Genomic DNA, 23942 nt, shown 5'->3' on the forward strand with positions numbered 1-23942 from the left:
CTACCGTAACCGGCCGAGATTCGACTCTCGCCTCACCCACAGCTTGCCGCCGGCCACCACCAACGCAACGAGTGAACCGAGTACGGGGAGCACGACGGCGACAACCACGAGCCCGATACGCCGGCGCTGCGTGGAAAGCATCGGTCCTACGAAGATCGCCGCTGCGATACCTGCGAACCACAGCACCACGAGAGACATCTCAATGGGGTTGATACCAAACATCACACCGTCCACTTCTGGAGAATGGTCCCGCTGCCATTGATTTTCAGCCCTGGATGCCGGTAACGGTGGGCTGCAGCGGCCTGGAGTCACCTCTGATGCCAGGGCGTACGACATCAGCCCCCGATCAAGCCAGGCCCCGGCGCTCGAGCAGCGGACCGATCTCCGCGGGCCGGCCCCGCAGGTCCTCGAACGAGGCCAGCGGGTCCTGCGACCCGCCACGGGCGAGCAGCTTGCGGCGGAACGCCTCGCCGTTCTCCCGGGTCAGCCCGCCGCGCTCCGTGTACCACTCGACGGTGTCGGCGTCGAGCACCTCCGACCAGATGTACGAGTAGTACGCGGCCGAGTAACCGCCACCGAAGATGTGGTTGAAGTAGGTGGTGCGGTACCTCGGCGGGACCGACTCGAGGTCGACGCCGGCCGCCGCGAGCGCCGCCGTCTCGAAGGGCAGCACGTCCTCGACCGACGTCGGCACGTCCGACGGCGCGAGCTGGTGCCAGGCCTGGTCGAGCAGCGCCGCGGCGAGGTACTCGGTCGTCGCGAAGCCCTCTCCCCAGGTGCGGGACGCGAGCATGGTGTCCACCCACTCGGCGGGCATGGGCTCGCCGGTGGCGTGGTGCACGGCGAACGACCGCAGGATCTGCGGTTCCCAGGACCACATCTCGTTGACCTGTGACGGGTACTCGACGAAGTCGCGCGGCACGGCGGTGCCGGACTGGGACGGGTAGCGCACGTCGCTGAGGAGGCCGTGCAGCGCGTGGCCGAACTCGTGGAACAGGGTGGTCACCTCGTCCCACACGAGGAGGGTCGGCTCGCCGGCGGGCGGCTTGACGATGTTGAGGTTGTTGACCACCACGGGCTTCTGGCCCAGCAGGTGGTTCTGGCGCACGAAGCTGTTCATCCAGGCGCCGCCACGCTTGGACTCGCGGGTGTACCAGTCGGCGAGGAACAGGCCGAGGCCGGTGTCCGGCTCGCCCGGCCGCGGCGCGTCGAACACCTCGAAGACCCGCACGTCGGGGTGGTACCCGGGCAGGTCGTGCCGTTCGGTGAAGGAGAGCCCGAACAGGAGGCCGGCAGCCTTGAACACGCCGTCCTGCACCACACGTTCGAGCTCGAGGTAGGGCCGCAGGGCGGCGTCGTCGAGGCTGAACCGTTCCTTGCGCACCGCCTCGTTGAGGTAGGACCAGTCGGCGGCGGCGACGCCGCCGTGCTCGTTCGTGGGTGCGCCGCTCACCTTCGCGAGCTCGCTCGCCTCGCGTCGCGCGTTGGCGACGGCGGCGGGGGCGAGCCGGGCGAGCATCTCGTTGACGGCGGCGGTGGTGCCGGCGGTGGCGTCGTCGGCGACGTACGCGGCGTGGTGCTCGTAGCCGAGCAGCTGGGCGTGCTCGGCGCGCAGCCGGGCCAGCTCCAGCAGCACCTCGCGGGTGTCGTTCTCCCCGCCGGTGGCACCGCGGGTGCTGGAGGCCTCCTGGATCCGCGCCCTCAGGCCGGCGTCGTCCAGTGACGCGAGCACGCTCTGGTGCGTGAAGAGCTGCATCTCCAGGAGCCAGCCCTCCTTGCCGCGGGCCTCGGCGGCCGCCCGTGCGCCCGCCTTCGCTCCGGCGGACAGCCCGGCGAGCTCGGCCTCGTCGGTCACGAGCACGCTCGCCTCGTTGGCCCCGGCCAGGAGCTTGCGGCCGAAGCTCGCCTGGAGTGACGTGATCCGTGAGTTCAGGGCGCGCAGCCGGTCCTGGTCGGCCTCGGGCAGCGCGATGCCGGACCGCTTGAACTGCGTCATGAGCTTCTCGAGCAGGTGAGCGGCGTCGGGCTCGAGCGCGAGCGTGCCCGACGCCGCGGCGTCGGCGAGGGTCCGTACCCGTTCGTGGAGCCGCGCGTCCATGCCGACGGCGTCCCGGTGGGCGGCGAGGCGGGGGGCGAGGCGCTCCTGGATGTCCTCCAGGGCGGGCGTCGAGTCGGCGGGGAGCAGGTTGTAGAACGCCGACGTCGCCCGGTCGAGCAGCTGTCCGGCGCGCTCCAGCGCCTCCAGGGTGTTCTCCACGGTGGGCGGCTGCGGGTCGGTCGCGATCGCCTCGACCTCGGCGCGGTGCGCGGCCATGCCCGCGACGACGGCCGGCTCGTAGTGCTCCGCGCGGATCGCGGCGAAGTCGGGCAGCTCGTACGGCAGGGTCGACGGCGCGGCGAAGGGGTTGGCGGGGTCCAGCCGCGACGACGCGGTGGTCTCGTGGATCGACGTCATGGGGACATCCTCACCCATGCCGGCGGGTGTCCCGGGTGGGGCTATGGTCGGGTCGTGGATCCGTTCCTGCTCCTTCGCACCTGGGACTTCCGCCGAGACGTCCGCGACCACCGCGACGGCGTGGAGTACACCGCGGACGGGCGGGCCCGGTTCACCGAGGAGGACGACGGCCGGATCCGCTGGTCCGAGCACGGCACCTTGCGCTGGGCCGCGGGGAGCACGCCGGTGTCCCGCACCCTGTTCCTCGTCCGGGAGGACGGTGGCGCCCCCGCCTCCCGCGGCGCGTGGCGGGTCACGTTCGAGGACGGCCGCGACTTCCACCCGTGGACGGTGGGCGCGGTCGAGCACCTGTGCGGGCGCGACCTGTACCAGGGTGGCGTGGCGGTTCCCCGGGCGCCGGCCGTGTCGTGGGAGCTGCGCTGGCGCGTCACGGGCCCGGAGAAGGACTACACGATGCACACGGCCTATTCCGTCCCCTGACCCCTCCTGGCCGTGGGCCTGCTGCCCACGGCCAGGAGAGCGGTTCAGGAGCGGGTCAGAAGCCCGCGGTGATGCGCGTGAACTCGAGGTTCTGCTGTGCGATGCCGCTGCAGCTCGCCGACAGCCCGCCGCCCGCACAGCCGCGGTCCCGGTTGACCGACCAGAACGCCAGGCGGGTGAGCCCGTTGTTCCGGGCGTAGTCCCGGATCTGCGTCCAGGCGGCCGGCGTGGTGACCTCGCCCTGGTCGGAGACTCCGTTCATGCCGGAGATCCCCATGTGCGCGTACGCCTGGGCGTCGGTCCAGCCGTGCGCCGCCTTGAGCTGGTTCTTCAGGCCCTCGGAGGCGCTGATCGTGGACTGCACGATGTTCGTAGAACCGAAGTTGAACGGCATGATCGTGTAGTTGTCGATCGGCGTCCCCAGCTCGGCGGCCCGGTTGATCAGGCGGGTGCCCCACCAGTTCGGGCCGTTCAGGCCGGTGCCGAACGTGACGACCACCTCGGTGCCGGGGTTGTTCCGCTTGACGATGGCCAGCCCCCGCAGGATCCGGTCCTGGACGGCCTCGTTCTCGAACTCGTCGGAGTTCTCGATGTCGAAGTCGACCACGTCGGGGTGGTGCGCGTCGATCACTCGCTGCACGGCTCCCGCGTACGCCTCAGGGGTCGCGCAGTTGGGGCCCAGCTTGGTGCCGGACCATCCGCCGAACGAGATCTGCACCTGCCCGCCCGCTGCCTTGATGGCGTTGATGGTCTGCTGGTCGACGCCGCCCGTCAGCGGTCGCTGACCGTCCCACGCGGGGTTGCACCCGCCGGAGGACAGCATGAACGCCATGGTGAACCCGCGGACGCCGGTCTGGTTCATGACGTCGACCGGGTTCTGCGGGTTGCCCCAGCCGAGATACAGGTAGGGGGCTCCGGCCATGCGACCGGTGCCGGGGTCGCCGCCGCCGTCACCCGCCGGCAGCCGCCACACCTGGTTGGCCCCGGCGTGGCAGTCCCAGATGATGAGCGGGGTGCGGTCGGCCGTGTTCCAGCCGGACACGTCGAGACACTTGCCCAGTGCCCGCAGGGTGCCGTCCGCCTGGTGCCTCCACTGCTGCGCCACGTTGCCGTTGCAGGCCACGATCTGCACCTTGGTGCCGTTGGCCGAATCGCCCCAGGCCACGTCGAGACACTTGCCGAGCGCCCGGATCGTCCCGTCGGCACGCACGTCCCAGGTCTGCGCGGCCGTGCCGTTGCAGGTGTACAGCTGCACCTGGGTGCCGTCGGCGCTGTTCCCGCCCGCGACGTCGACGCACTTGCCGCCGAACCCGGAGATCGCTCCCGTGGCCGCCTGGGCCGGTGCCGCGCCGACGCCGAGGGCGAGCACGGTCAGTAGTGCGGTGGTCAGAGCTGTGAGGGCACCGAGTACACGGCGCCGTCGACGTGCTGGCATGGTCGTCCTCCTTGACGCTCACGATTAAGTAAGGAGACCTTATTGCCAGCTTTGATCCCACCGATACTGGGGTTTACCCGTACACGCCAGTGCCTCGGACCACCGGAGGGTGGTCCGAGTCACCGGCGCGGGTCAGCGCGAGGCCGTCAGCGCGGGGCCGTCAGAAGCCGGCCGTGATCCGCGTGAAGGCGAGGTCTTCCTGCGCGATACCGCTGCAGTTCGCCACCACGCCCCCGCCCGGGCAGGGCCGGTCCCGGTTGACCGACCAGTAGGCGAACCGCGTCAGCCCCTGGCCACTGGCCCAGTCACGGATCTCGGTCCACTGCTCCGGCGTCGTCGTCTCGCCGACGTCGGAGACCCCGTTCATGCCGGAGATGCCGGAGTGCGCGTACGCCTCGGCGTCCGACCAGCCGTTGGCGGCCTTGAGCTGGTCCTTCAGGCCCTCGGCCGCGCTGATGGAGTCGGCGACCATGTCGGAGCCGCCGAAGTCGAACGCCATGATCGTGTAGTTGTCGATCGGCGTGCCGAGCTCGGCGGCACGCTGGATCAGGCGCGTCCCGGCACCGGCCGGGCCGCTGACCGACGTCGGGATGGTCACGACCGTCCCCACGCCAGGGTTCTTCTCCTTGACGATCGCGATGCCCCGCAGGATCCGGTCCTGGACCTCGTAGTCCTCGAACTCGTCGGTGTTCTCGATGTCGAAGTCCACCACGTCGGGTCCGTGCGCGTCGATCACCTGCTGCACGGCACCGGCGAACTCCTCCGGGCTGGAACAGTTGGGGCCCAGCTTGTTGCCCGACCAGCCGCCGAACGAGATCTGCACCTGCCCGCCCGCACCCTTGATCGCGTCGATCGTCTGCTCGTCGACGCCGCCGGTCAGCGGACGCTGACCGTCCCACGCGGGGGTGCAGCCGCCCGACGAGAGCATGAACGCCATCGTGAAGGCGGAGACACCCGTCTCGCTCATCACCGAGGTGGCGTCCTGCGGTTCGCCCCAGCCGAGGTAGAGGTACGGCGCGCCGGGCATCTTCTCCGCCTGCGCCTGCGGCGCGACGCGCGGACCGCTGATCTCCATGGCGCTGGCCGAGGTGAGCAGGCCGGTACCGACCACGCCACCTGCCGCGAGAACCGCCGCGGTCAGCGCGCTGAGAACGCCGAGGCGCCTCGGGTGTGTCTTCATCGTCGTCTCCCGAAGATGTCGGTCGAATAAGTAAAGAGACCGTACAACCCGGGTGAAATTTCGCGCATCAGGGTTATCCCGTACCCGCTACCGCACCTCCGTCAGGTTCCCCGCCGCGTCGAGGCGGACCTCCGCGTCCAGGCCCAGCCGGTCCAGGAACGCCGCGTCATGACTCACCACCAGCAGCGCACCCCGGTACGCCGCCAGAGCGTCCACCAGCTGGTCCGTGCTGGCGATGTCGAGGTTGTTCGTCGGCTCGTCCAGCATCAGCAGCTGCGCCGGCGGATCCGCCAGCAGCAACCGCGCGAGCGCCACCCGGAACCGCTCCCCACCCGAGAGCGTCGCGACCGGGCGGTCCACCGCCGCACCCCGCACGAGGAACCGCGCCAGCCGGTTGCGCAGCTCCCCCGGCGGCACGTGCGACGCCCCCTCCCGCACGGCGTCCAGCACCGTCGAGTCCTCGGACAGCACGTCGACCCGCTGCGGCAGATACCCGACCAGCCCGGTCACGACCTCACCCCCCGCCCCACCCCGCTGAGTGCTGGAGATCTGCCCTGTGGAACCGGTCTCAGCGGGCAGATAGCCAGCACTCAGCGAGGACGGCGGCGGGCTGGTGGACAGCAGGCGCTCCAGGAGCGTCGTCTTGCCCACGCCGTTCGGACCCGTCAGCGCGATGCGCTCCGGGCCCTGGACCACGATCTCCCGGCCGTCCGCACCCCGCAGGACCGCCAGCCGCCGCCCCGCCGGCACCTGCGGGTCGGGCAGGTCCACCGAGATCCGGTCGTCGTCCCGCACGGCACGCTCCGCCAGGTCCACCGCCGCCCGCGCGGCCTCCACCTTGTCGTCCAGCAATCCCCGGCGCGAACCCGCCGACTTCTCCGCGCTGTTCCGCCGGTCGTTGATCACCGCCTTGACGTACTTGCTGTTCGCCGCGTCCTTACGGCCCTTGCGCTCGCTGTGCGCGATCCGCTCCTCCGCCTCGACACGCTGCCGCTTCTCCTTGCGCAGCGTCTGCTCCGCCGAGCGCAGCGTCTGCGCCGCCGCCTCCTGCTGCACCTCCAGCCAGGCCCGGTACTCCGAGTACGGCCCGCCGAACGTCGTCAACGACCCCGCACGCAGCTCCGCCGTCTCGTCCATCAGCTCCAGCAGCGCCAGGTCGTGACTGACGACGACGAGCGCGCCCCGCCAGCCCCGCACCAGCTCGTACAGGCGCTCGCGGGCCGCGCCGTCGAGGTTGTTGGTCGGCTCGTCGAGCAGGGCGACGGCGGCGGCCCCGCTCGCCTGCCGCAGCCGGACCCCGGTGATCGCGGTGAGCACCGCCTCCCCGCCGGACAGCGTCGCGACCGGGCGGTCCAGCCCGGTGGGCAGGCCGGTGGCGGCCAGGAGCGCGACGGCGCGCTCCTCGACGTCCCAGTCGTCGCCGACCACGTCGAAGTGCGCGACGTCGACGTCGCCCGACTCGATGGCCCGCAGGGCGCGCACGACCGGCGTGATGCCCAGCAGGTCGGCGACCGTGGCCCCGCCCGTGCGGGGACCCTGCGCGATCCCCGAGCGCAGTGTGGCGAGCTCGTGGGGCGCGGCGTCGAGCGTGATCCGCTGCGGCAGGTAGTCGGCCGCGCCGCTCAGGGCGACCCTTCCCGACGTCGGCGTCAGCAGGCCCGCGACCAGTCGCAGCAGGGTGGACTTGCCGGCCCCGTTGAGGCCGGTCAGGCCGGTGCGCCCCCGGCCGAACGCCCCGGAGACGTGGTCGAGCGCGACGGCGCCGTCGGGCCAGGTGAAGGTGACGTCGTGCAGCACGACGGAAGGGTTGGACAACATGGAAGGACTCCCGGGTGGTGGCTGGTGCCGACGCCGGGTACCGCGAAGCGGGCAGACGTCAGCGCGAGGTCGTCTCGTACCGGGAGATGTCTGTCATCACAGTCCTTCACGTCGCTCCCTCACACGCGCGGCACACCCGCAGGAGCAGACAAAGCCTGGCATGGCCGTACGCCGGGGCGCAACGTGAATCACGACGCCGTCGCCGTGCGTGACGCCGCGCCCCGGCGAGGTCAGCGGCCGGTCAGGACGACCCGGCGGATCCGTTCGCTGCGCAGGAACAGCGCGGCCCAGAGCGCCACCGCGTAGAGGACCGGTGTGAGCACGTGCGCCACCGTGTCCTCCATCCGGATGTGCGCCGCCACCGCGCCGCCCAGGTAGGCGGTGAGGAGCAGGGCGCCGAGGAACGCGGTCCACGGCACCACGTAGAGCACCACCGCCACCCCCTGCAGCACGCCGATCAGGAGCACGGCGGAGGCCGGGTAGCCGATGGCCTCGAACATGCCGACGGACCGCTCGGACTCGGTGAGCTGGCCGTACGCGCCCTGGCCGAGGTTCACGGCGATCGCCAGGGTGACCAGCCAGCCGAGCACGGGAGCGACGCGCTCGGCGAGCGCCCGCCACGCGGGCACCTCGCGGGGTCCGGCGACCGGTCCCGTCTCCCGGTCTGCCGGTGCCGCGGTCGTCCTGGCGGTCCGTGCCGCGGCGGGTCTGACTACCTCGGTGGGTCCTGGGGCATCGATGGTCATGTCGTGGTCTCCGTCTCGTGCGACATCAGCGGCGCGGTCACCGGAAACGTAGGACCTGACGTCGGCGCAGCCCACGGCGTTAATCGTTTAGCCGACCGGACACGCCGGAGACCACGCGGGGAGGCGCTGCCGCCTCCCCGCGCGCGAGGCTCAGCCGTCCCGGGCGCTCAGCCGTCCCGGGTCGTGAGGCGGGCGTAGGCGATGGACAGGCCGATCACGAGGTAGCACACCGACCGGAACGCGCCCTCGGCCAGGCCGTCGAACGACACCGGGTCCCGGATCAGGTCGACCAGGTCGGCCAGCGAGGACGGCAGCAGGAAGGGGTGCAGCCAGTCCAGCGCCGAGATCTGCAGCAGCACGACGGAGACGATCAGACCGCCGAGCACGCTCACCACGACCAGCATCGGGTGCTCGGTGGACGCCGAGACGGCGAGCGCCACCGCGCCGATCGCCATCAGGTAGACGGTGGCCCAGGCGACGGCGACGGCCAGCCGCCACAGCACGTCGCCGACCGACAGCTCCGTCCCGGACATCGACGTCAGGCCGTCGGTCCCGGCCAGGACGAACCCTGTCACCAGGCCCGACGCGACGACCAGCCCGGCCGCGACCAGCGCGACGACGAGCACCCCCACCGACTTGACCAGCAGGAGCCGGGCGCGCCCCACCGGCGCGAGCAGCCAGCCCCGCAGGGCGCTGTGGGACTGCTCGCCGGCGAGCGCGTCACCCCCCGCCATCGCCACCGTGAGCGGCAGCATGAGCATCAGGAGCGTCATGAGCGACCCGAGCGGCAGCACGAAGGCGCTGGTGGCCATCGTCACGAAGATCGGCGGTCCCCCGCCGGCCCCCGGAGCCCCGCCCGGCGGGCCGGCGTCGGCCGGCACCGCGCCGTCGAGGGTCAGGTCCACCGCCACGCCGGTGATCACCGGGAGCAGGACCAGCAGGCCCAGCACGACCAGCGTCCGCGGCCGCCGGAAGATCCAGCGCACCTCGGCACGCAGCAGACGCCCGAGGGGGGCGCGTCGCCGCGGGGGCAGCACGTCGGCCGGGACGGCGTCGGTGCCCGGCGACGCGGGCGCGTGGGCGGCCACCTGGCCCTGAGCGGTCATCGCACGACCTCCGGCTCGTCGGGTTCCAGCTCGCCGACCAGGTCGCCGACGTCGTGCGTCAGCCGCGCGAACGCGTCCTCGAGCCCCGCGCGCTCACGCCGGGCCTCGTCCACCCGGGCGCCGGCGCGGACCAGGGTCTCGATCACGCTCGCGGGGGTGGTCGTCGTGGTGTCCACGCGGACGCCGTCCGGCGCGAGCCGTGCGGGGATCCTGCGGTCCCGCAGTGCGTCGAGAGCCGCCGGTCCGTCGGGCGTGGAGACCAGCAGCGTGGGGCTGCCGGACTCCAGCAGGTCGTCGAGTGCCCCCTGCGCCACGACGACGCCCTGGTTGAGCACCACCACGTGGGTGCAGGTCGCCTCGACCTCCGCGAGGAGGTGGGAGGAGACCAGCACCGTGACGCCCTGGTCGTGCAGCTCCGCGATGATCCGGCGCACCTCCTGCGTGCCGGCTGGATCGAGGCCGTTCGTCGGCTCGTCCAGCACGACCAGCCTGCGGGGCGCCAGCAGCGCCGAGGCGAGCCCGAGCCGCTGCTTCATGCCGAGCGAGTACGCGCGGTACTTCCTCCGGGCCGCCGCCGCGAGGCCCACGCGCTCCAGCGCCGCGGACACCGCGCCGTCCAGAGCCCTGCCGGACAGCAGCGGCTCGGCGGCCGCGAGACGCTGAAGGTTCTCCCTGCCGGACAGGAACGGGTGGAAACCCGGCCCTTCCACCAGAGCGCCGACGTGCGGGAGCACACGGTCGGCGGCCCTCGGCATCGGAACGCCCAGCAGCTCGATGTCGCCGTCGGTCGGCTCGACGAGGCCGAGCAGCATCCGGATGGTCGTCGTCTTGCCGGACCCGTTGGGTCCCAGCATGCCCACCACGGCGCCTTCCGGGACCTCCAGGTCCACCCCGTCCACCGCGACCGTGCCGCGGTAGACCTTGCGCAGGCCGCGCGTGCGCGCCGCGACGGCGGTACCGGAGCCGTTCCTGGCCTCCGGTACCGCCGTCGCCGCGCCGGCAGTGGTCACTGCTGGTCCGGGGAGTCGGCCACCAGGGCGTCGAGGAGCACCTGCCGCGGCACAGCGCCCGCCGCGATGCGGCCGTCCTCGGTGATCACGGCCCCGCCGACGGCGACCTGGACGTGCGTACCGGAGCCGAACTCGCCCGACACGGGCTGCCCGACCTGCGCGAGGATGCCGCTGAGGTCCTGCCCGTCCCCCGGCGCGCCGTCCTCGAGGGCGCCGTCCTCGAGAGCGCCGGCCGCGGGTGCGCCCTCGGGCGCCTCACCGACCACCACCGTGTCCCAGCCGTCGCCGACCGTCGACGCGTGCTGCGCCACGCCAGCACGACCGTCGCGGGCGGAGCGCCCGGCGTCGTCCGCCTCGGTGGTCTCGACCTCAGCGCCCTCCGGTGGCGTGAACTCGAACAGCTCGGCGTCCTGCGCGCCGATCTCGAGCTCGACGAACCCGAGGGAGAGCACCGGCTCGGAGCGGCCGTTCGCGAAGACGTCGAACCGCAGCGGCACGCGGGTCTCCTCGTCGACGGCGATCGTGATCTCCCGGAGCAGGGTCTTCTCGGTCGGCTTCGGCGTGAGCACGAGCTCGTACGCCGCACGGTCCGCGACGCGTGCCGTGCCGTCCACCGCGATGTCGCTGGTCGGCCGGAGGCGCTCGATGATCTCGGCCGCCGCCTGCGACGGGTCCGCCATGCCGGACTCCGCATGCTTCCTCGCCTCGGCGGCGTCGGCCGCGTCCCAGGTGAGGCGGTGCGCGGTGTGCTCACGCGAGTCGTAGGCCCACGCCTCGTCCGCGTTCTTGACGAACGTCAGCTCGGACGCCTCGCGCTCGACCTGGACCCGGGCGCTCTCGCCGCCGTCGTGGAACACGCGGGCCGACTCGAAGTCGAGCGCCTCGGCGCCTGGCACGGCAGGGATACCGAGCTCGTTCTGCATCTCCGCCACGCCGGCGAACGCGGGCGCCCGTGCCGCCAGGGCGGAGGTGACCAGCTCTTCCGCGCTGATCTCCGGCAGCGTCGGGTCGTCGTCCGCGCCGGCGGGCAGCGCGCTCAGCGCGAGTCCCGCGAGACCGACCGTGATACCCGACCCCGCGGCGACCCATGCCTTCGTCCTCGGCCCCATGTCCGGCTCCTTCGCTCTTCGACCAGTGTGCTGCATCCGATGCGTCCAACGATGCCCGGTCCCCGCTGAGACCTTCCTCAGGTGGACGGTCGCACGCCGCGAGCCCCATGCGGCATGCTGGCAGCCATGAGGCCGCAGATACTGGTGGTCGACGACGAGCCGGGCGTGCGCAAGGCGCTGGACCGCGGTCTGCGCGCCGAGGGCATGGACGTCACGGTCGCCGCCGACGGACCGACGGCGCTCCGGCTGGCGCGCACCGGGTCGTTCGACGCGATTCTCCTGGACATCATGATCCCTGGCCTGTCCGGCTACCGGGTGCTGGAGGAGCTGCGCTCCGCCGGGGTGTCGACGCCGGTGCTGCTCGTGTCGGCGAAGGACGGCGAGGTGGACCAGGCCGACGGCCTGGACCTCGGCGCCGACGGCTACGTGGTCAAGCCGTTCTCGTTCGTGGTGCTGCTCGCCCAGCTGCGCGCCATCCTGCGCCGGGCGTCCGCGGGGACGGCGCGCGGCGACCTCCGGATCGGCTCGCTGGCGATCGACCGGGAGGCCCGCACGGTCCGGTACGACGACGCCGACGTGCCCCTGAGCCCTCGCGAGTTCGCGCTGCTCGAGGTGCTCGCGACCCGCGCGGGGACCGTGCGGACCAAGCAGGAGCTGCTGAACGAGGTGTGGGGCGACGAGTGGGCGGCGACCAGGAACGTCGTGGAGGTGTACGTCGGCTACCTGCGTCGCAAGCTGTCGGCCGCCGGCGCCGAAGGACTGGTCCGGACGGTGCGGGGGCAGGGGTACCGGCTCGGGGACCCACCCCTCGGGGACGCGCCGTAGTGAGGGCGTCCCGGGGTCGACCCTGGGCCGGTCTGTCGTTGCGCCTGCGGGTCACGGCCCTCGCCACGGCGGTGACGCTGGCCTGCCTGCTGGGCCTGGCGACCGTCGCCGGCCAGGGGCTCGGGCCGCTGCTGACGCACGCCATGGACGACGAGCTCCGGGCGGGGCTGAGCGACGCGACCCGGGCCGTCGTGGCGGGACGGGACCCGGTGCCGCGCGACGGACTGGAGGTGCGGGTCCTGGACACCGCCGGTGACCCCGTCGACGACGGCGCGCCACCGAGCCTCACCCGCGACGAGGTGCGCACCCTCAAGGCCGGGACCCCCACCACCACGGACGGCCGGGGCCCGGTGCGGTGGCACGGCGTGGTCGTCACGGCTCCCGACGGGAGCCAGCGGCTCGTGGTGGTCGGGGCGGGCCTCGTGGGGCAGGAGGCCGCCGAGGCGGCGGGCAGCAGCTGGCTGCTGGTCACGGCGCTCGTCGGTACCGTCGTGGCCGGGGTGGCGATCTGGTTCGCCGTCGGGTCGGCGCTGCGCCCGGTCGCCCGGATGCGGCAGTCGGTCCGCCGGCTCGCACCCGGTGAGCGCGTGGAGGTCCCCGACGCCGCGGCCCGCGAGCTGCGTGCCCTGGCCGACGACTTCAACGTGCTCCTGGACCGGACGGAGGCCACCACGGAAAGGCTGCGGCGGTTCACGGGGGACGCGGCGCACGAGCTGCGCTCCCCCGTCGCGTCCATCCGCGTGCAGTCGGAGGTCGCGGTGACCAACCCCGACCCCGAGCTCTCGCACGAGGTGCACGCCGACGTGCTCGCGGAGGCCGAACGGTTGTCGGCGCTGCTCGACGGGCTGCTGGCGCTGGCCCGCTCGGATGCCGGGGAGCTGCCGCCGGCCGACTCCGTCGACCTGGTCGGCGAGGTGCAGGCGGCGGTGGGGCGCGCCGGCGAGCAGCCGGTGCCGATCGTGGTCAACGCGATGGCCGGCCGGGCGTGGGCATCCGCCGCACACACCGAGATCGAGCTCGTCCTGGACAACCTGCTGCGCAACGCCTGCCGGTACACCCGCACGCGGGTGGTGGTGTCGGTGCTCACCGGCCGGGCCACGGTGCGCGTGCTGGTCGACGACGACGGCCCCGGCGTCCAGCCCGAGCACCGGGAGAAGATCTTCGACCGCTTCTACCGGGTCGCGGACGACCGGGCACGTACCTCGGGTGGCGCGGGGCTCGGGCTCGCCCTGGTCGCGGAGCTCGTCCGGCGCCGGGGCGGCCGGGTCGCCGTCGGCGAGTCGCCCGACGGCGGCGCCCGGTTCACCGTCGTGTGGCGCCGGGCCGGCTGAGCCCGGCCGGCTGAACCCCGGTCAGGGCACGGGTGCCGTGATGTACCGCTGCACGGTGGGCGCGAGCCACGCGATCACGTCCGCCCGCGACATGTCCGCGGCCGGGCCGAACCGCAGCACGTACCGCACCAGCGCCATGCCGAGCACCTGCGAAGCCACGAGCGCGGCCCGCCGTTCGGCGTCGGCAGGGTCCTGCACGAACGCCCGGGCGGCGGGCACGAGCTGGGACCGGAACACCTGGCGCAGCCGGTCGGCGCCGGACTCGTTCGTCACGCCCACGCGGAGCAGGGTCCGCAGGACCGTGTCCCGCTCCCAGAGCTCCAGGAAGTGCGTGACCAGCACGACGCCCAGCCGGTCGGGGTCGAGGCCGGCGAGGTCGGGGAAGTCGAGCTCGACGTCGATCACCGCGGCGAAGAGGCCTTCCTTGGAGCCGTAGTACCGCATGACCATGGAGGGGTCGATCCCCGCGGCGTGCGCGATGGCGCGCACCGTCGCACGCTCGTACCCGTCGGACGCGAAGCGTTCCCGAGCCGCCTCGAGGATCGCGGTGCGGGTCACGTCGGAACGGCGGGGCGGGCTGTCGGGGCCTGTCATGCCAACAACTGTATGCCAACGACCGTTGACTTCGGCACGGCGGGCTCGTTAGGGTGGTCAACAAGCGTTGGCAAACAACCGTTGGCCAAGCCTGGAGGAGGGCATCATGGACACTGACGTCATCGTCGTCGGAGCGGGACCCACGGGACTGCTGCTCGCCGGGGACCTCGCCACCGCGGGGACCCGCGTGACCGTGCTGGAGAAGCGTCCTGCGGAGCTGAGCAACCTCACGCGCGCGTTCGCCGTCCATGCCCGCAGCCTCGAGGTGCTCGACGCGCGCGGACTCGCGGACGAGCTGGTCGCGAACGGTCAGCAGGTGCGGAGCGTCCGGCTCTTCGAGCGGCTCACCATCGATCTCACCGACCTGCCCTCCCGCTTCCGGTACGTGCTCGTCACGCCCCAGTACGAGGTGGAACGGCTGCTCCGCCGGCGTGCGGAGCACGCGGGCGCCACGTTCCGCTACGACAGCGAGGTCACGTCCCTGACGCAGGACGACACCGGCGTCACGGTCACCACCGCCGACGGCTCCCACCTGGGCGCCCGTTACCTGGTCGGGACCGACGGCGCGCGGTCGACGGTGCGCGAGGCCGTCGGTATCCCCTTCCCCGGCCAGGCCGTGATCCGGTCGATGGTCCTCGCCGACGTCCGGCTCGCGCGCGAGCCCGCCGACACCCTGACCGTGGCGGCGGCGAACGACTCCCTCGGCTTCATCGCCCCGTTCGGCGACGGCTGGTACCGGTTCATCGGCTGGCACGGCGACCGCGACGTGAGCGAGGACGAGCCCGTCGACCTCGACGAGGTACGCGCCATCGCGCGCGCCACCCTGCACGACGACTTCGGCATGACCGAGCCGCGGTTCCTGTCCCGCTTCCACGCCGACGAGCGCCAGGCCCCCACCTACCGCAAGGGCCGCGTCCTCCTCGCCGGTGACGCCGCACACGTGCACAGCCCGGCGGGCGGGCTCGGCATGAACACAGGCCTGCAGGACGCCGCCAACCTCGGCTGGCGGCTCGCCGCGACCCTCCGGCTGCCCGAGGGCGCGGGCACGGAGGTGCTGGACGGCTACGAGGCCGAGCGGCACCCCGTCGGCCGGCAGGTGCTGCGCGCGAGCGGCGGCATCCTGCGAGCCGCGACCCGCCGTGGCCCGCTCGCCAGGCTCGCGAGCGCCGTCGGCGTCGGCATCGTCTCGCGGGCGGCGCCGGTCCGACGGCGGGCGGCGGGGTTCATCTCCGCGCTGGGCATCGCGTACCCACGGCCCCGCGGTACCCATCCCCTGGTCGGCACCCGGGCGCGTGACCTGCCCCTGGAGGGCGGCACGCGGCTCGCCGAGGCGCTGCGCGCGGGCCGGTTCGTGCTGGTCGCCCCCGCCGGGGCCCCGGCCGTCGGCCTGCCGGCGACGCTCGGCGAGGTGGACCCGGCAGAGCGTGTCCTGACCCGCCGGGCCGACGGCGGCGCCACCACCCTGCTGGTCCGCCCCGACGGTTACGTGGCCGACGCCGCCGCCCCCGACACCCCGGTCGCGGTCCGGTAGGTCACGGGTAGGACGAGCTGGACTCGCTGAAGAACCCTTCGCGGAACTCCGGGATGCTGAACAGGACGCCGATGAGGATGCCCGCCAGGAGCGTCAGGCCGATCGTCACCCAGCCCGTGATGATGCCGCCGAGGGCCAGGCCGGGGTTGTCCGCCAGGCCCTCCTTGTGCGCCTTGCGGCTCAGGTGTCCCGTGATCACGGCGGGGATGCCCGCGAGGATGCCGACGAAGCAGCTGAACAGCATGACGATGCTGAGGATGCCGAGGACGAGCGACCACACGCCGAGCGCGTTCTTCTCCGGGGGCGCGGCGTACCCGTAGGGCGCGGCTCCGTACACCGGCTGCGGCTGGTACGGCCCGGCCTGGTAGGGGGCACCCTGCTGGTACGGCTGGGGCAGGTAGGGCTGCGGCGGGTACGGCGGCTGAGCGGGGCTCGGCGCCGGGGCCTGGCCAGGTGCCGGGGTGTTCTGCTGCGGCGGGTCGTACGGGGACTGCCACCCGTCGGGCTGGGTCATCGTGCTGCCTTCCATGCTCGGCGCGCCGGGCGGCGCAGGCATCAACCTACAGGTCAGCCCGGCGCGCCCGGAGCGAGATGGGACATCTCACCCCGGGTGCGCCGGGCTGCACCGTGACTGCTGTGCGGGACGGCTCAGTAGTTCTCGGAGTAGCCGCTCTCGAGCTCCTGCTCGAAGCCCTCCTGGAACGACGGGTCGTTGATCGCCATGCCCACGAAGAAGATCATGATGATGACGTAGACCGTGGTCCACGCGATGCCGATCCAGCCGGTGATGATGCCGGCGAGGCCCATGCCGCCGTTGTCCGCCTGGCCCTCCTGCTGGGCCTTGCGGCTCTTGTGCCCGGTGATGATGGCGGCGATACCGGTGAGCAGGCCACAGCCCAGCACTGCCAGGATGCCGAGCACGAGCGACCACACGCCGAGGCTGTTCTTCGGCAGCGGCGCGCCGTAGGCGTACGGCTGCCCGCCCTGTGCGTAGGCCGGGCCCTGCGGCGCCTGCGGGAACGGCGTCTGCTGGTACGGCGACGGCTCGCCCGGAGCTGCCCCCGCCGGCGGCACCGGCTGGCCCTGCTCGGGCTGCTGCGGCTGCTGCGGCGGGTCGTACGGCGACTGGCCACCGTCAGGCTGGGTCATCGTGCTGCCTCTCTGCTTGCGTTGTGCCGGGACTGATCCGGCGCGGAGGTCCCAAACCTACAGGCCGGACACGGGGTGCGGCACTCCGTACGCATGGGGAGGCCTACCCACGTCCGCGCAGGTGGGAGGATCAGTAGCCGCTCATGTCCCCCATCTCGTTCATCTCGTAGAAGTTGCCGACGCCCCCGGCGAACAGACCCGCCGCGATGGCGATCACGAAGAAGACGATGGCGAGCAACGACAGGGCCACGTTGATCCAGCCGAGGATGAGACCGGCTGTGCCCATCCCACGGTTGTTCGCGAGGCCCTCGTCGGCGGCCCTGCGGCTCATGGTGCCGGTGATGATGGCAGCGATGCCGAGCAGCAGCGGGCAGAACACGTAGCTGAGGATTCCCGTGACCAGCGACCAGACACCCAGGTCGTTCTTGGGCGGCGACGGCGCGTAGCCGTGCTGCTGGGCGACGGGCGCGCCCGGCATGCCGTAGGGGGTCTGCGGGCCAGGCTGCCCCGCGGCCTCGTTCGAGAGGGGATCCGTCGGCGTGCCCGGCGGCTGCTCCGCGTTCAGTGACGACTCCGGCACGGGCTGCGTGGGCGGTGTCTCCGGGTCCCGCCGGGGGTCGCGGGGTGCGCCGCCTTCGTTCTCGGTCATGAGGCTGCCTCTCGGGGTGCGAGCTGTCAGGCGCCGGGACCGGCGCCCCACGTCCACCTAAGCAGTGTTACCGCAGGCACGCCCGGTAAACACGCGGGGTCAGCGGTGCCACGTCTCGACCTCGTGCGCCAGCACGAAGCCGAGCCGCTCGTAGATCCTCCGCGCGGCGGCGTTATCGTCGTACAGCCCGAGGGTCACCAACCCGCTCTCGGCGACGCCGTCGGCGGTCATGCGCGCCGTCAGCGCCGCGGCGTACCCCCGGCCACGGAACGGCGGCAGCGTCCCGATCGCGCCGAGGTGGACCGCGGTGCCCGGGACCGGTGTCGCCGACCCGACCGCGACGAGTGACCCCGCCCGGCCTGCGGCCCCGTCGGGTCGCATCCGGACCCCGTACCAGCGGGCCCGGTGCGCCCGGGGACCGCGCACGCCCTGCCGTGTGGCCGGGTTGGCCACGGCGAGCAGGGCCGCGATCTCGTCGGCGTCGCGGTCCAGGTCGAGCAGCTCCACGACGGCGCCGTCCGCGGCGGGCACGTCCGGCGCCGCCTCGGTGGCCATCCGGTCCCAGGTGGCGCCGGGCACGAGGCCCCAACCGGAGAGCGTGTCTCCGGCCAGGGCCCCGGTCCCGCGGGTGAGCGTGGCTCGGCGCACCGGCCCACCCGGCGTCACCGTGCGGAGCAGAGCCGCCACGCGCTCCGGCTCGCCCACCGCCGTGTAGACGAGTCCGGCCCGCTCACCGGTCGGGTCGACGAGCTCGACCACGCCGGCCGCACCGGCGTCGTCCGGTCCCGTGGTGTCCGTCCACGACCGGACGACGTCGAGGAAGTCGTTCCGGGCGGCGTGGAAGACGTGGTCGAGCCCGTGCCGGCCCAGCCGGGTCACGCCGTGGTGGCCGCCACGGGCGCTGCGGGCTCCGGCTGGAAGTCGACGCCGGCCTCCTTGCGCTGCTCGGGCGTGATCGGTGCCGGCGCGGCGGTCAGCGGGTCGAACCCGCCGCCCGACTTCGGGAACGCGATCACGTCGCGGATCGAGGCCGACTTCGTCAGCAGCGCCACGATGCGGTCCCAGCCGAACGCGATACCGCCGTGCGGCGGGGCGCCGAACGCGAACGCGTCGAGCAGGAAGCCGAACTTCTCCTGCGCCTCCTCCGGCCCGATGCCCATGACCTCGAAGACCCGCTCCTGCACGTCGCGGCGGTGGATACGGATCGAGCCGCCGCCGATCTCGTTGCCGTTGCAGACGATGTCGTAGGCATAGGCGAGCGCCTCGCCCGGCTCCTGCTCGAACCTGTCGATCCACTCGGGCGTCGGCGACGTGAAGGCGTGGTGCACCGCGGTCCACGCGGACGAGCCCAGGTCGACGTCGTCGTCCTCGCCCGCCGGCTTGAACAGGGGCGCGTCCACGATCCAGACGAACGCCCAGGCGTCCTCGTCGATCTGGCCGGTCCGGTGCGCGATCTCGACGCGCGCGGCGCCGAGCAGCGACCGGGAGTCAGAGGTCTTGCCCGCGGCGAAGAACACCGCGTCGCCCGGCTCCGCGCCGGTGACCTTCGCGAGGTTCGCCCGCTCGTCGTCGGACAGGTTCTTGGCGACCGGGCCGCCGAGCTCGCCCTCGTCCGAGAACGTCACGTACGCGAGGCCGCGCGCTCCGCGCTGCTTGGCCCACTCCTGCCAGGCGTCGAACTGGCGCCGCGGCTGCGCCGCCCCGCCCTGCATCACGACGGCGCCCACGTACTCCGCCTGGAAGACGCGGAACGGCGTGTCCTTGAAGAAGTCGGTGAGCTCCACGATCGGGTTGCCGAAGCGGAGGTCGGGCTTGTCGGAACCGTAGAGGCGCATGGCGTCGTGGAACGTCATGCGCTGGATGGGCGTCGGGATCTCGACGTCGATCAGCGCCCACAGCGCCTGGAGGATCTTCTCGCCGAGCGCGATGACGTCGTCCTGCTCCACGAAGCTCATCTCGACGTCGAGCTGCGTGAACTCCGGCTGGCGGTCCGCGCGGAAGTCCTCGTCGCGGTAGCAGCGGGCGATCTGGTAGTAGCGCTCCATGCCGCTGACCATGAGGAGCTGCTTGAACAGCTGCGGCGACTGCGGCAGCGCGTACCAGGAGCCGGGCGCCAGTCGGGCCGGGACCAGGAAGTCGCGGGCACCCTCCGGGGTGGACCGGGTGAGGGTCGGCGTCTCGATCTCGACGAAGTCCTGCTCGTCCAGCACGCGGCGCGCGGCCTGGTTGGCCTTGGCGCGCAGGCGCAGCGCGGTGGCGGGGGCAGGACGGCGAAGGTCGAGGTAGCGGTGCTTGAGGCGCGCCTCCTCACCGATCACCTCGGTCTCGGCGAGGGCGGTGGAGACCTGGAACGGCAGCGGCGCCGACTCGTTGAGCGTGACGACCTCGGTGGCGACGACCTCGATCTCGCCCGTGGCGAGGTTGGGGTTGGCGTTGCCCTCGGGGCGGCGGCCGACCTCGCCGGTCACCTGCAGCACGAACTCCGCGCGCAGCGGGTGGGCGATCTCCTCGTCCCGGATGACGACCTGGGCGATGCCGGAGGCGTCACGCAGGTCGATGAACGCCACTCCCCCGTGGTCACGGCGGCGATCGACCCAGCCCGTGAGGGTGACGGTCTGGCCGATGTGCTCGGCCCGTAGTGAGCCGGCCGTGTGGGTGCGGAGCACTGAGAGGTCCTTCCAGCGTGGGGTGGGTTTCCGCCGTTCGTCGCCCGGGGGCTGTCCGACGGCGGGACGCAGCGTGCGCCGTCGGAAGTCTAATCGGTGGTGCTGGTTCCCTGCCCCGGCTGCCTTGCGGGCCGGGTCGCCGGTATCGTCCGCCGCGGTTGGCGGCCATGGGTACCTCAACCCATGAGCCACCGCCAGAGCGCCCGGTATCCTCCCTGGTCAGACGGGTGACCAACGGTGAAAGGGCAGTGCACGATGGCTGATCTGAGGCACAAGCGGGACGGCATGCGGGAGAAGGCAGCGTGAGGCCGTCTGATTGGTCGCCCGTCGGTTTGGATGCGGATCCGACGCCGGGTGATCCGGTGCTGGTGCTGGCGGGTGGGCAGGAGTATCAGGAGGTCGCTCGGTCGATCGACAACGCCGCCTCCGCGATGAGTCGTCTCGATGTGGAGGGGACGGTCTCGCAGGCCGTGGACTCTCTGATGGAGGCCAAGGAAGACACCATCGGTGAGATCCGCAAGGCCCACTCCCGCTATGTCGCGGCGGGTGACGCGCTGGTCGGGTACGCGTCCTCTCTGGAGCGGGTGCAGGCGGAGACGCTGGCGGCGTTGGACCGGGCGCGGGAGGCGCAGGACGCGGCGCAGGCGGCTGCGGGCTCCAAGGACCGGTGGCAGGACCTGGCCGACTCCGCGAAGGACGAGACCGAAAAAGCCGAGTACGAACAGAAGGCCCAGCAGGCCAGCGGGGACGCCGACCAGGCCGCGGGGGTGCTCGCGTCCGCGAAGTCCACGGTCGAGACCGCCGTGTCGGATCGGGACCGCGCGGCCGGGCATGCGGTCGATCAGATCGAGGAGATCACCTCCAGCGATGATCTGAATGATGGGTGGTGGGACAACTGGGGTTCCAAGCTCGTCGCGGCGATCGCTGACATCGCCGACATGATCTCCACCATCGCGGGGATCCTGGCGATCATCGTCGCGTTCATCCCCGTCGTCGGTACCGCCCTGGCCGGGGTGCTGATCGTCATCGCGGCGGTCGCGGCGATAGTCAGTGCGGTCGCGAACATCACCCTGGCCGCGACGGGTGAACGTTCGTGGGCGGAGGCGGGGCTCGCGATCGCCGGTGCGGCGCTGTCCCTGATCGGTCTCGGTGCGGCGGCGAAGGCCGCGACAGGGCTCGCGAAGGGGATCAGCAAGGGTGCGTTGCGGTCGGGCAAGACCTGCAAGTTCGGGTTCGGGAAGTGCTTCGTCGCCGGCACCCTGATCCATACCCCGGACGGCCCCAGAGCGATCGAGGAGATCCGGGTCGGGGACAAGGTCTGGGCCCGTGACGTCGTCACCGGACGGGACGAGCTGCAGCTCGTCGTCGAGACGTTCGTCCGCACCACGACCGAGCTGTTCCACCTGACCATCGCGGGCGTCGTCGTCTCCACGACGGCGGAGCACCCGTTCATGGTGCACGGCCGCGGCTGGATCGACGCCGCGTTCCTCAAGGTCGGCGACCTGCTCGTCACCCCCGAGGGCACCACCGTTCCGGTCGAGGCCATCGAGACCGAACAGCGCACCGACGCCGACGTGGAGACGGTCTACAACTTCCACGTCGAGACCCACCACAACTACTACGTGCACGCGGGCGACACGCTCGTCCTGGTCCACAACGCCGTGCACGCCGCAGACCTGAAGAAGAACCACACCTACAAGATCAACGGCGCCAGCTACAAGGTCGACGGGCTCGGCAGGCCCTCCGGCATCGAGGCCAAGCTCACCAAGAACAACATCGGTGGCTCGACCAACCCGTCGGTCAAGCCGCTGGACTACGACCCGTCCATCCACCAGGCGGGACACCTGCACGGCGCACAGCTGGGCGGGCCGAACAACCACGCGGCCAACTTCGTGTCCCAGTACAACCGGTCGAACAACCCCTGGCAGCGCGCCATCGAGGGCGAGGTGCGCAAGGTGGTCGAGAACGGCGAGGACGTACTGTACAAAGTGACGCCGCAGTACAACGGGTCATCGAACGTCCCGCACTCGATTCACCTCAGCGGTCAGGGGTCGAACGGCTACAAGCTCGACTACACCCTGCCCAACACTGACCTGCCCCTGCTCAGTGCTGAGGTGAAGGCTGGGAACATCACCAAGAACGCAGATGGATTCTTCTTCGGAACGAGGTCATGACGCATGGCAAGCCTGGATGAGCTGATCGACGCCGGAGGACTGGTCCCGCCCGGCGAGCCCTTCGACTGGGAGCAGGCCGAGAACGTCCTGCAGCTCCGGATCCCGCAGGACTACCGGGCGCTGGTCGACGCCGGAGGCGCCGGCCTCTGGTTCGACTACATCCGGGTCTACGCGCCGGGCGAGCAGTACAGCGACCGGAACCTGCTCGACTCGAACGGCGTGTTCGAGGACCTGCAGATCTTCTGGGAGAACGAGTTCTCCACCCCGCCCGACGACCTGCCGACCGGCGCACGGCTCATCGCCTGGGCCAGCACCGGCACCGGCCCGGTGCTCTACTGGCTCGTCGAGCCGGAGGCGGCCGTCGATGACCCGTACCCCATCTACGTCCAGAACGCCGACGGCGACGCGTGGGAACGGTTCGAGACGACGACCACGGACTTCCTGCGTGGAGTGCAGCAGAACACCGTGCGGAGCACGTTCTTCGCCGAAGGGTTCCTCGACCGCACCCAGACCTTCCGGGCCTATCCCGCGTAGGACGACCTTCACCTCAGGCGGACAGCGGGCCATGGGTGCCTCGACCCATGGCCCGCGGCGGACGCCTCGACGATCGGGGTCACCTTCTCAGCGATGACCGTCGAGGAACAGAGCACCGTCGCTGACTGGCTCGCCAACGCGATAGGAGCCGACATCACCGCGTCCCTGATCGAAGGACAGTCGCTCGAGCACCTGCCCTCCACGAGTTCCTCGCGGCGGCGCGGGCAGCCTCGCGCTCTGAGCTCCGCCACACCCTGCAACCGCTTCGGACCGAAGGGCAGCTGAGCATGATCCACCTCAGGCGGCACGCCGAGACCCGCGAGATGGAGATCAGAGCCGATCCCGAAGGCCTTGCCACGTTGGCTGCGGCGGTCGCCAACGCTTCGGCGACGATCGAGGTCGAGGCCCCGGAGAGAATCTGGCCCTACGACGAGGCACTCGCCTCCGTGCGGGTCGAGCCCACCGACGCGCTGGTGCTGATCGATCACGACGAGAGCGCAGCCGCGATGCGGATCACGGGAAGCCAGGCGAGCCGGAAAGTCCTGGCGGAGAACCTCGTCGACTTCGCGCGGGAAGGGAAGCCCGGCGAGCACTGGCACGTCGAGTGGTTCCCGGACCATTTCTACCTTGCCGAAGGCGGCGCTCCCGTAGTCGTGACCTTCGATCAGCCGTGACGCGCTCTCGCTCGGCGGGAACATCACCACCAGCCCTGGCTGGACTTGACCCGAGCCGCAGGCTGAAGGTGTAGCAGGTATCACGCGGCCAGTGGCCATGGGTACCTAAACCCATGGCCCGCTGCACGAGCGCCCAGTATCCTCGCTGATCAGACGGTGACTGACGGCGAAAAGGCGGTGTGCGATGGCTGATCTGAAGGTGGATCTGGATGCGGTGCGGGAGCTGGGTTCGAGCCTGACGACGGTGGCGAACGAGTTCGAGAACGCGAACGCGAACAGTGACCGGATCGCAGGGGCCGTGGGGCACGAGGGCTTGTCCGGCGTGGTGCGGGACTTCGCACACAAGTGGGACGACACACGCGGCAAGATGACGGACAACCTGCGCAAGCTGGCGGACGCCTCGACCCAGGTGGCTGACGCGTTCACGCAGGTCGATGGCGACCTGGCCAAGGGCATCTCGGGCGAAGGCGCGTGAG

The 23942-nt window shown here is 71.9% G+C and carries 24 protein-coding genes; 9 read left to right on the top strand and 15 right to left on the bottom strand.

Features of this window, described 5'->3' with window-relative positions; translation table 11 throughout:
• A complete protein-coding gene (locus ACYVK7_RS09865) occupies positions 1 to 234 on the bottom strand; it encodes a hypothetical protein (RefSeq protein ID WP_460887508.1) in 234 nt (77 codons plus the stop codon).
• A 112-nt stretch (positions 235 to 346) separates the two neighbouring features.
• On the bottom strand, positions 347 to 2455 hold the full coding sequence (locus tag ACYVK7_RS09870) for a M3 family metallopeptidase (protein ID WP_460887509.1): 2109 nt from the start codon (positions 2453 to 2455) through the stop codon (positions 347 to 349).
• Between the two features lie 54 nt (positions 2456 to 2509).
• Between ACYVK7_RS09870 and ACYVK7_RS09875 the strand changes: the two genes are divergently transcribed.
• Complete coding sequence (locus ACYVK7_RS09875; protein ID WP_460887510.1) at positions 2510 to 2935, top strand: DUF6314 family protein; 426 nt, start codon at positions 2510 to 2512, stop codon at positions 2933 to 2935.
• Positions 2936 to 2990: 55 nt separating this feature from the next.
• On the opposite strand, the gene ACYVK7_RS09880 is transcribed toward ACYVK7_RS09875, so the two are convergent.
• The 7 genes from ACYVK7_RS09880 to ACYVK7_RS09910 form a co-directional block, all read right to left on the bottom strand.
• Positions 2991 to 4370, bottom strand: a complete 1380-nt coding sequence (locus ACYVK7_RS09880; protein WP_460887511.1) for a ricin-type beta-trefoil lectin domain protein — start codon at positions 4368 to 4370, stop codon at positions 2991 to 2993.
• A 160-nt stretch (positions 4371 to 4530) separates the two neighbouring features.
• Complete coding sequence (locus ACYVK7_RS09885; RefSeq protein WP_460887512.1) at positions 4531 to 5550, bottom strand: chitinase; 1020 nt, start codon at positions 5548 to 5550, stop codon at positions 4531 to 4533.
• Positions 5551 to 5637: 87 nt separating this feature from the next.
• On the bottom strand, positions 5638 to 7368 hold the full coding sequence (locus tag ACYVK7_RS09890) for an ABC-F family ATP-binding cassette domain-containing protein (RefSeq protein WP_460887513.1): 1731 nt from the start codon (positions 7366 to 7368) through the stop codon (positions 5638 to 5640).
• Positions 7369 to 7598: 230 nt separating this feature from the next.
• The gene (locus ACYVK7_RS09895) at positions 7599 to 8114 is read right to left on the bottom strand and encodes a DoxX family protein (RefSeq protein ID WP_460887514.1); all 516 of its coding nucleotides are present in this window, start codon (positions 8112 to 8114) and stop codon (positions 7599 to 7601) included.
• A gap of 167 nt (positions 8115 to 8281) precedes the next feature.
• The gene (locus ACYVK7_RS09900; protein WP_460887515.1) at positions 8282 to 9220 is read right to left on the bottom strand and encodes an ABC transporter permease subunit; all 939 of its coding nucleotides are present in this window, start codon (positions 9218 to 9220) and stop codon (positions 8282 to 8284) included.
• Positions 9217 to 10230 carry an ABC transporter ATP-binding protein gene (locus ACYVK7_RS09905; RefSeq protein ID WP_460887516.1) on the bottom strand — a complete coding sequence of 338 codons (1014 nt, stop codon included), beginning with the start codon at positions 10228 to 10230 and terminating at the stop codon, positions 9217 to 9219. The genes ACYVK7_RS09900 and ACYVK7_RS09905 overlap by 4 nt, the downstream gene beginning before the upstream one ends.
• Positions 10227 to 11339 carry a LolA family protein gene (locus ACYVK7_RS09910; RefSeq protein ID WP_460887517.1) on the bottom strand — a complete coding sequence of 371 codons (1113 nt, stop codon included), beginning with the start codon at positions 11337 to 11339 and terminating at the stop codon, positions 10227 to 10229. Before ACYVK7_RS09910 ends, ACYVK7_RS09905 begins: the two co-directional genes overlap by 4 nt.
• Before the next feature lie 126 nt (positions 11340 to 11465).
• On the opposite strand from ACYVK7_RS09910, the gene ACYVK7_RS09915 reads away from it, so the two are divergent.
• A complete protein-coding gene (locus ACYVK7_RS09915; protein WP_460887518.1) occupies positions 11466 to 12164 on the top strand; it encodes a response regulator transcription factor in 699 nt (232 codons plus the stop codon).
• Positions 12164 to 13495 carry a sensor histidine kinase gene (locus tag ACYVK7_RS09920; protein ID WP_460887519.1) on the top strand — a complete coding sequence of 444 codons (1332 nt, stop codon included), beginning with the start codon at positions 12164 to 12166 and terminating at the stop codon, positions 13493 to 13495. The genes ACYVK7_RS09915 and ACYVK7_RS09920 overlap by 1 nt, the downstream gene beginning before the upstream one ends.
• A 21-nt stretch (positions 13496 to 13516) precedes the next feature.
• Here ACYVK7_RS09920 and ACYVK7_RS09925 read toward each other — a convergent pair whose 3' ends face one another.
• Positions 13517 to 14089, bottom strand: coding sequence for a TetR/AcrR family transcriptional regulator (locus tag ACYVK7_RS09925; RefSeq protein WP_460887520.1), 573 nt, complete (start codon positions 14087 to 14089; stop codon positions 13517 to 13519).
• 106 nt (positions 14090 to 14195) lie between these two features.
• Here ACYVK7_RS09925 and ACYVK7_RS09930 point away from each other — a divergent pair, with 106 nt between their 5' ends.
• Entirely contained in the window at positions 14196 to 15620 is a 1425-nt protein-coding gene (locus tag ACYVK7_RS09930; protein ID WP_460887521.1) for an FAD-dependent oxidoreductase, read from the top strand.
• A gap of 1 nt (position 15621) precedes the next feature.
• On the opposite strand, the gene ACYVK7_RS09935 is transcribed toward ACYVK7_RS09930, so the two are convergent.
• The 5 genes from ACYVK7_RS09935 to aspS form a co-directional block, all read right to left on the bottom strand.
• Positions 15622 to 16134, bottom strand: coding sequence for a DUF4190 domain-containing protein (locus ACYVK7_RS09935; protein ID WP_460887522.1), 513 nt, complete (start codon positions 16132 to 16134; stop codon positions 15622 to 15624).
• A gap of 134 nt (positions 16135 to 16268) precedes the next feature.
• Positions 16269 to 16769, bottom strand: coding sequence for a DUF4190 domain-containing protein (locus tag ACYVK7_RS09940; protein WP_460887523.1), 501 nt, complete (start codon positions 16767 to 16769; stop codon positions 16269 to 16271).
• 130 nt (positions 16770 to 16899) lie between these two features.
• Complete coding sequence (locus ACYVK7_RS09945; RefSeq protein ID WP_460887524.1) at positions 16900 to 17418, bottom strand: DUF4190 domain-containing protein; 519 nt, start codon at positions 17416 to 17418, stop codon at positions 16900 to 16902.
• 99 nt (positions 17419 to 17517) lie between these two features.
• Positions 17518 to 18297 carry a GNAT family N-acetyltransferase gene (locus tag ACYVK7_RS09950; protein WP_460887525.1) on the bottom strand — a complete coding sequence of 260 codons (780 nt, stop codon included), beginning with the start codon at positions 18295 to 18297 and terminating at the stop codon, positions 17518 to 17520.
• Complete coding sequence (gene aspS, locus ACYVK7_RS09955; protein WP_460887526.1) at positions 18294 to 20084, bottom strand: aspartate--tRNA ligase; 1791 nt, start codon at positions 20082 to 20084, stop codon at positions 18294 to 18296. Before aspS ends, ACYVK7_RS09950 begins: the two co-directional genes overlap by 4 nt.
• 302 nt (positions 20085 to 20386) lie before the next feature.
• Between aspS and ACYVK7_RS09960 the strand changes: the two genes are divergently transcribed.
• From ACYVK7_RS09960 to ACYVK7_RS09980, 5 genes are all read left to right on the top strand, one after another.
• Positions 20387 to 22258 carry a polymorphic toxin-type HINT domain-containing protein gene (locus ACYVK7_RS09960; RefSeq protein ID WP_460887527.1) on the top strand — a complete coding sequence of 624 codons (1872 nt, stop codon included), beginning with the start codon at positions 20387 to 20389 and terminating at the stop codon, positions 22256 to 22258.
• 3 nt (positions 22259 to 22261) lie between these two features.
• Positions 22262 to 22792, top strand: coding sequence for an SMI1/KNR4 family protein (locus tag ACYVK7_RS09965; protein ID WP_460887528.1), 531 nt, complete (start codon positions 22262 to 22264; stop codon positions 22790 to 22792).
• Between the two features lie 93 nt (positions 22793 to 22885).
• A complete protein-coding gene (locus tag ACYVK7_RS09970) occupies positions 22886 to 23077 on the top strand; it encodes a hypothetical protein (RefSeq protein ID WP_460887529.1) in 192 nt (63 codons plus the stop codon).
• A 2-nt stretch (positions 23078 to 23079) separates the two neighbouring features.
• Positions 23080 to 23466, top strand: a complete 387-nt coding sequence (locus ACYVK7_RS09975; RefSeq protein ID WP_460887530.1) for an Imm32 family immunity protein — start codon at positions 23080 to 23082, stop codon at positions 23464 to 23466.
• 184 nt (positions 23467 to 23650) lie between these two features.
• Positions 23651 to 23941, top strand: coding sequence for a hypothetical protein (locus ACYVK7_RS09980; protein WP_460887531.1), 291 nt, complete (start codon positions 23651 to 23653; stop codon positions 23939 to 23941).
• The last annotated feature ends 1 nt before the right edge of the window (position 23942 follow it).

It is taken from the genome of Promicromonospora xylanilytica (assembly GCF_054782895.1).

What these genes read in the sequence shown, in the direction of transcription:
- ACYVK7_RS09885 (WP_460887512.1), bottom strand. Translation starts at nt 5,550, where the DNA reads ATGAAGACACACCCGAGGCGCCTCGGCGTTCTCAGCGCGCTGACCGCG.
- ACYVK7_RS09945 (WP_460887524.1), bottom strand. Translation starts at nt 17,418, where the DNA reads ATGACCGAGAACGAAGGCGGCGCACCCCGCGACCCCCGGCGGGACCCG.
- ACYVK7_RS09870 (WP_460887509.1), bottom strand. Translation starts at nt 2,455, where the DNA reads ATGACGTCGATCCACGAGACCACCGCGTCGTCGCGGCTGGACCCCGCC.
- ACYVK7_RS09975 (WP_460887530.1), top strand. Translation starts at nt 23,080, where the DNA reads ATGATCCACCTCAGGCGGCACGCCGAGACCCGCGAGATGGAGATCAGA.
- ACYVK7_RS09980 (WP_460887531.1), top strand. Translation starts at nt 23,651, where the DNA reads ATGGCTGATCTGAAGGTGGATCTGGATGCGGTGCGGGAGCTGGGTTCG.
- ACYVK7_RS09970 (WP_460887529.1), top strand. Translation starts at nt 22,886, where the DNA reads ATGACCGTCGAGGAACAGAGCACCGTCGCTGACTGGCTCGCCAACGCG.
- ACYVK7_RS09965 (WP_460887528.1), top strand. Translation starts at nt 22,262, where the DNA reads ATGGCAAGCCTGGATGAGCTGATCGACGCCGGAGGACTGGTCCCGCCC.
- ACYVK7_RS09940 (WP_460887523.1), bottom strand. Translation starts at nt 16,769, where the DNA reads ATGACCCAGCCTGACGGTGGCCAGTCGCCGTACGACCCGCCGCAGCAG.
- ACYVK7_RS09910 (WP_460887517.1), bottom strand. Translation starts at nt 11,339, where the DNA reads ATGGGGCCGAGGACGAAGGCATGGGTCGCCGCGGGGTCGGGTATCACG.
- ACYVK7_RS09930 (WP_460887521.1), top strand. Translation starts at nt 14,196, where the DNA reads ATGGACACTGACGTCATCGTCGTCGGAGCGGGACCCACGGGACTGCTG.
- ACYVK7_RS09900 (WP_460887515.1), bottom strand. Translation starts at nt 9,220, where the DNA reads ATGACCGCTCAGGGCCAGGTGGCCGCCCACGCGCCCGCGTCGCCGGGC.
- ACYVK7_RS09890 (WP_460887513.1), bottom strand. Translation starts at nt 7,368, where the DNA reads ATGTTGTCCAACCCTTCCGTCGTGCTGCACGACGTCACCTTCACCTGG.
- ACYVK7_RS09895 (WP_460887514.1), bottom strand. Translation starts at nt 8,114, where the DNA reads ATGACCATCGATGCCCCAGGACCCACCGAGGTAGTCAGACCCGCCGCG.
- ACYVK7_RS09925 (WP_460887520.1), bottom strand. Translation starts at nt 14,089, where the DNA reads ATGACAGGCCCCGACAGCCCGCCCCGCCGTTCCGACGTGACCCGCACC.
- ACYVK7_RS09915 (WP_460887518.1), top strand. Translation starts at nt 11,466, where the DNA reads ATGAGGCCGCAGATACTGGTGGTCGACGACGAGCCGGGCGTGCGCAAG.
- ACYVK7_RS09935 (WP_460887522.1), bottom strand. Translation starts at nt 16,134, where the DNA reads ATGACCCAGCCCGACGGGTGGCAGTCCCCGTACGACCCGCCGCAGCAG.
- ACYVK7_RS09880 (WP_460887511.1), bottom strand. Translation starts at nt 4,370, where the DNA reads ATGCCAGCACGTCGACGGCGCCGTGTACTCGGTGCCCTCACAGCTCTG.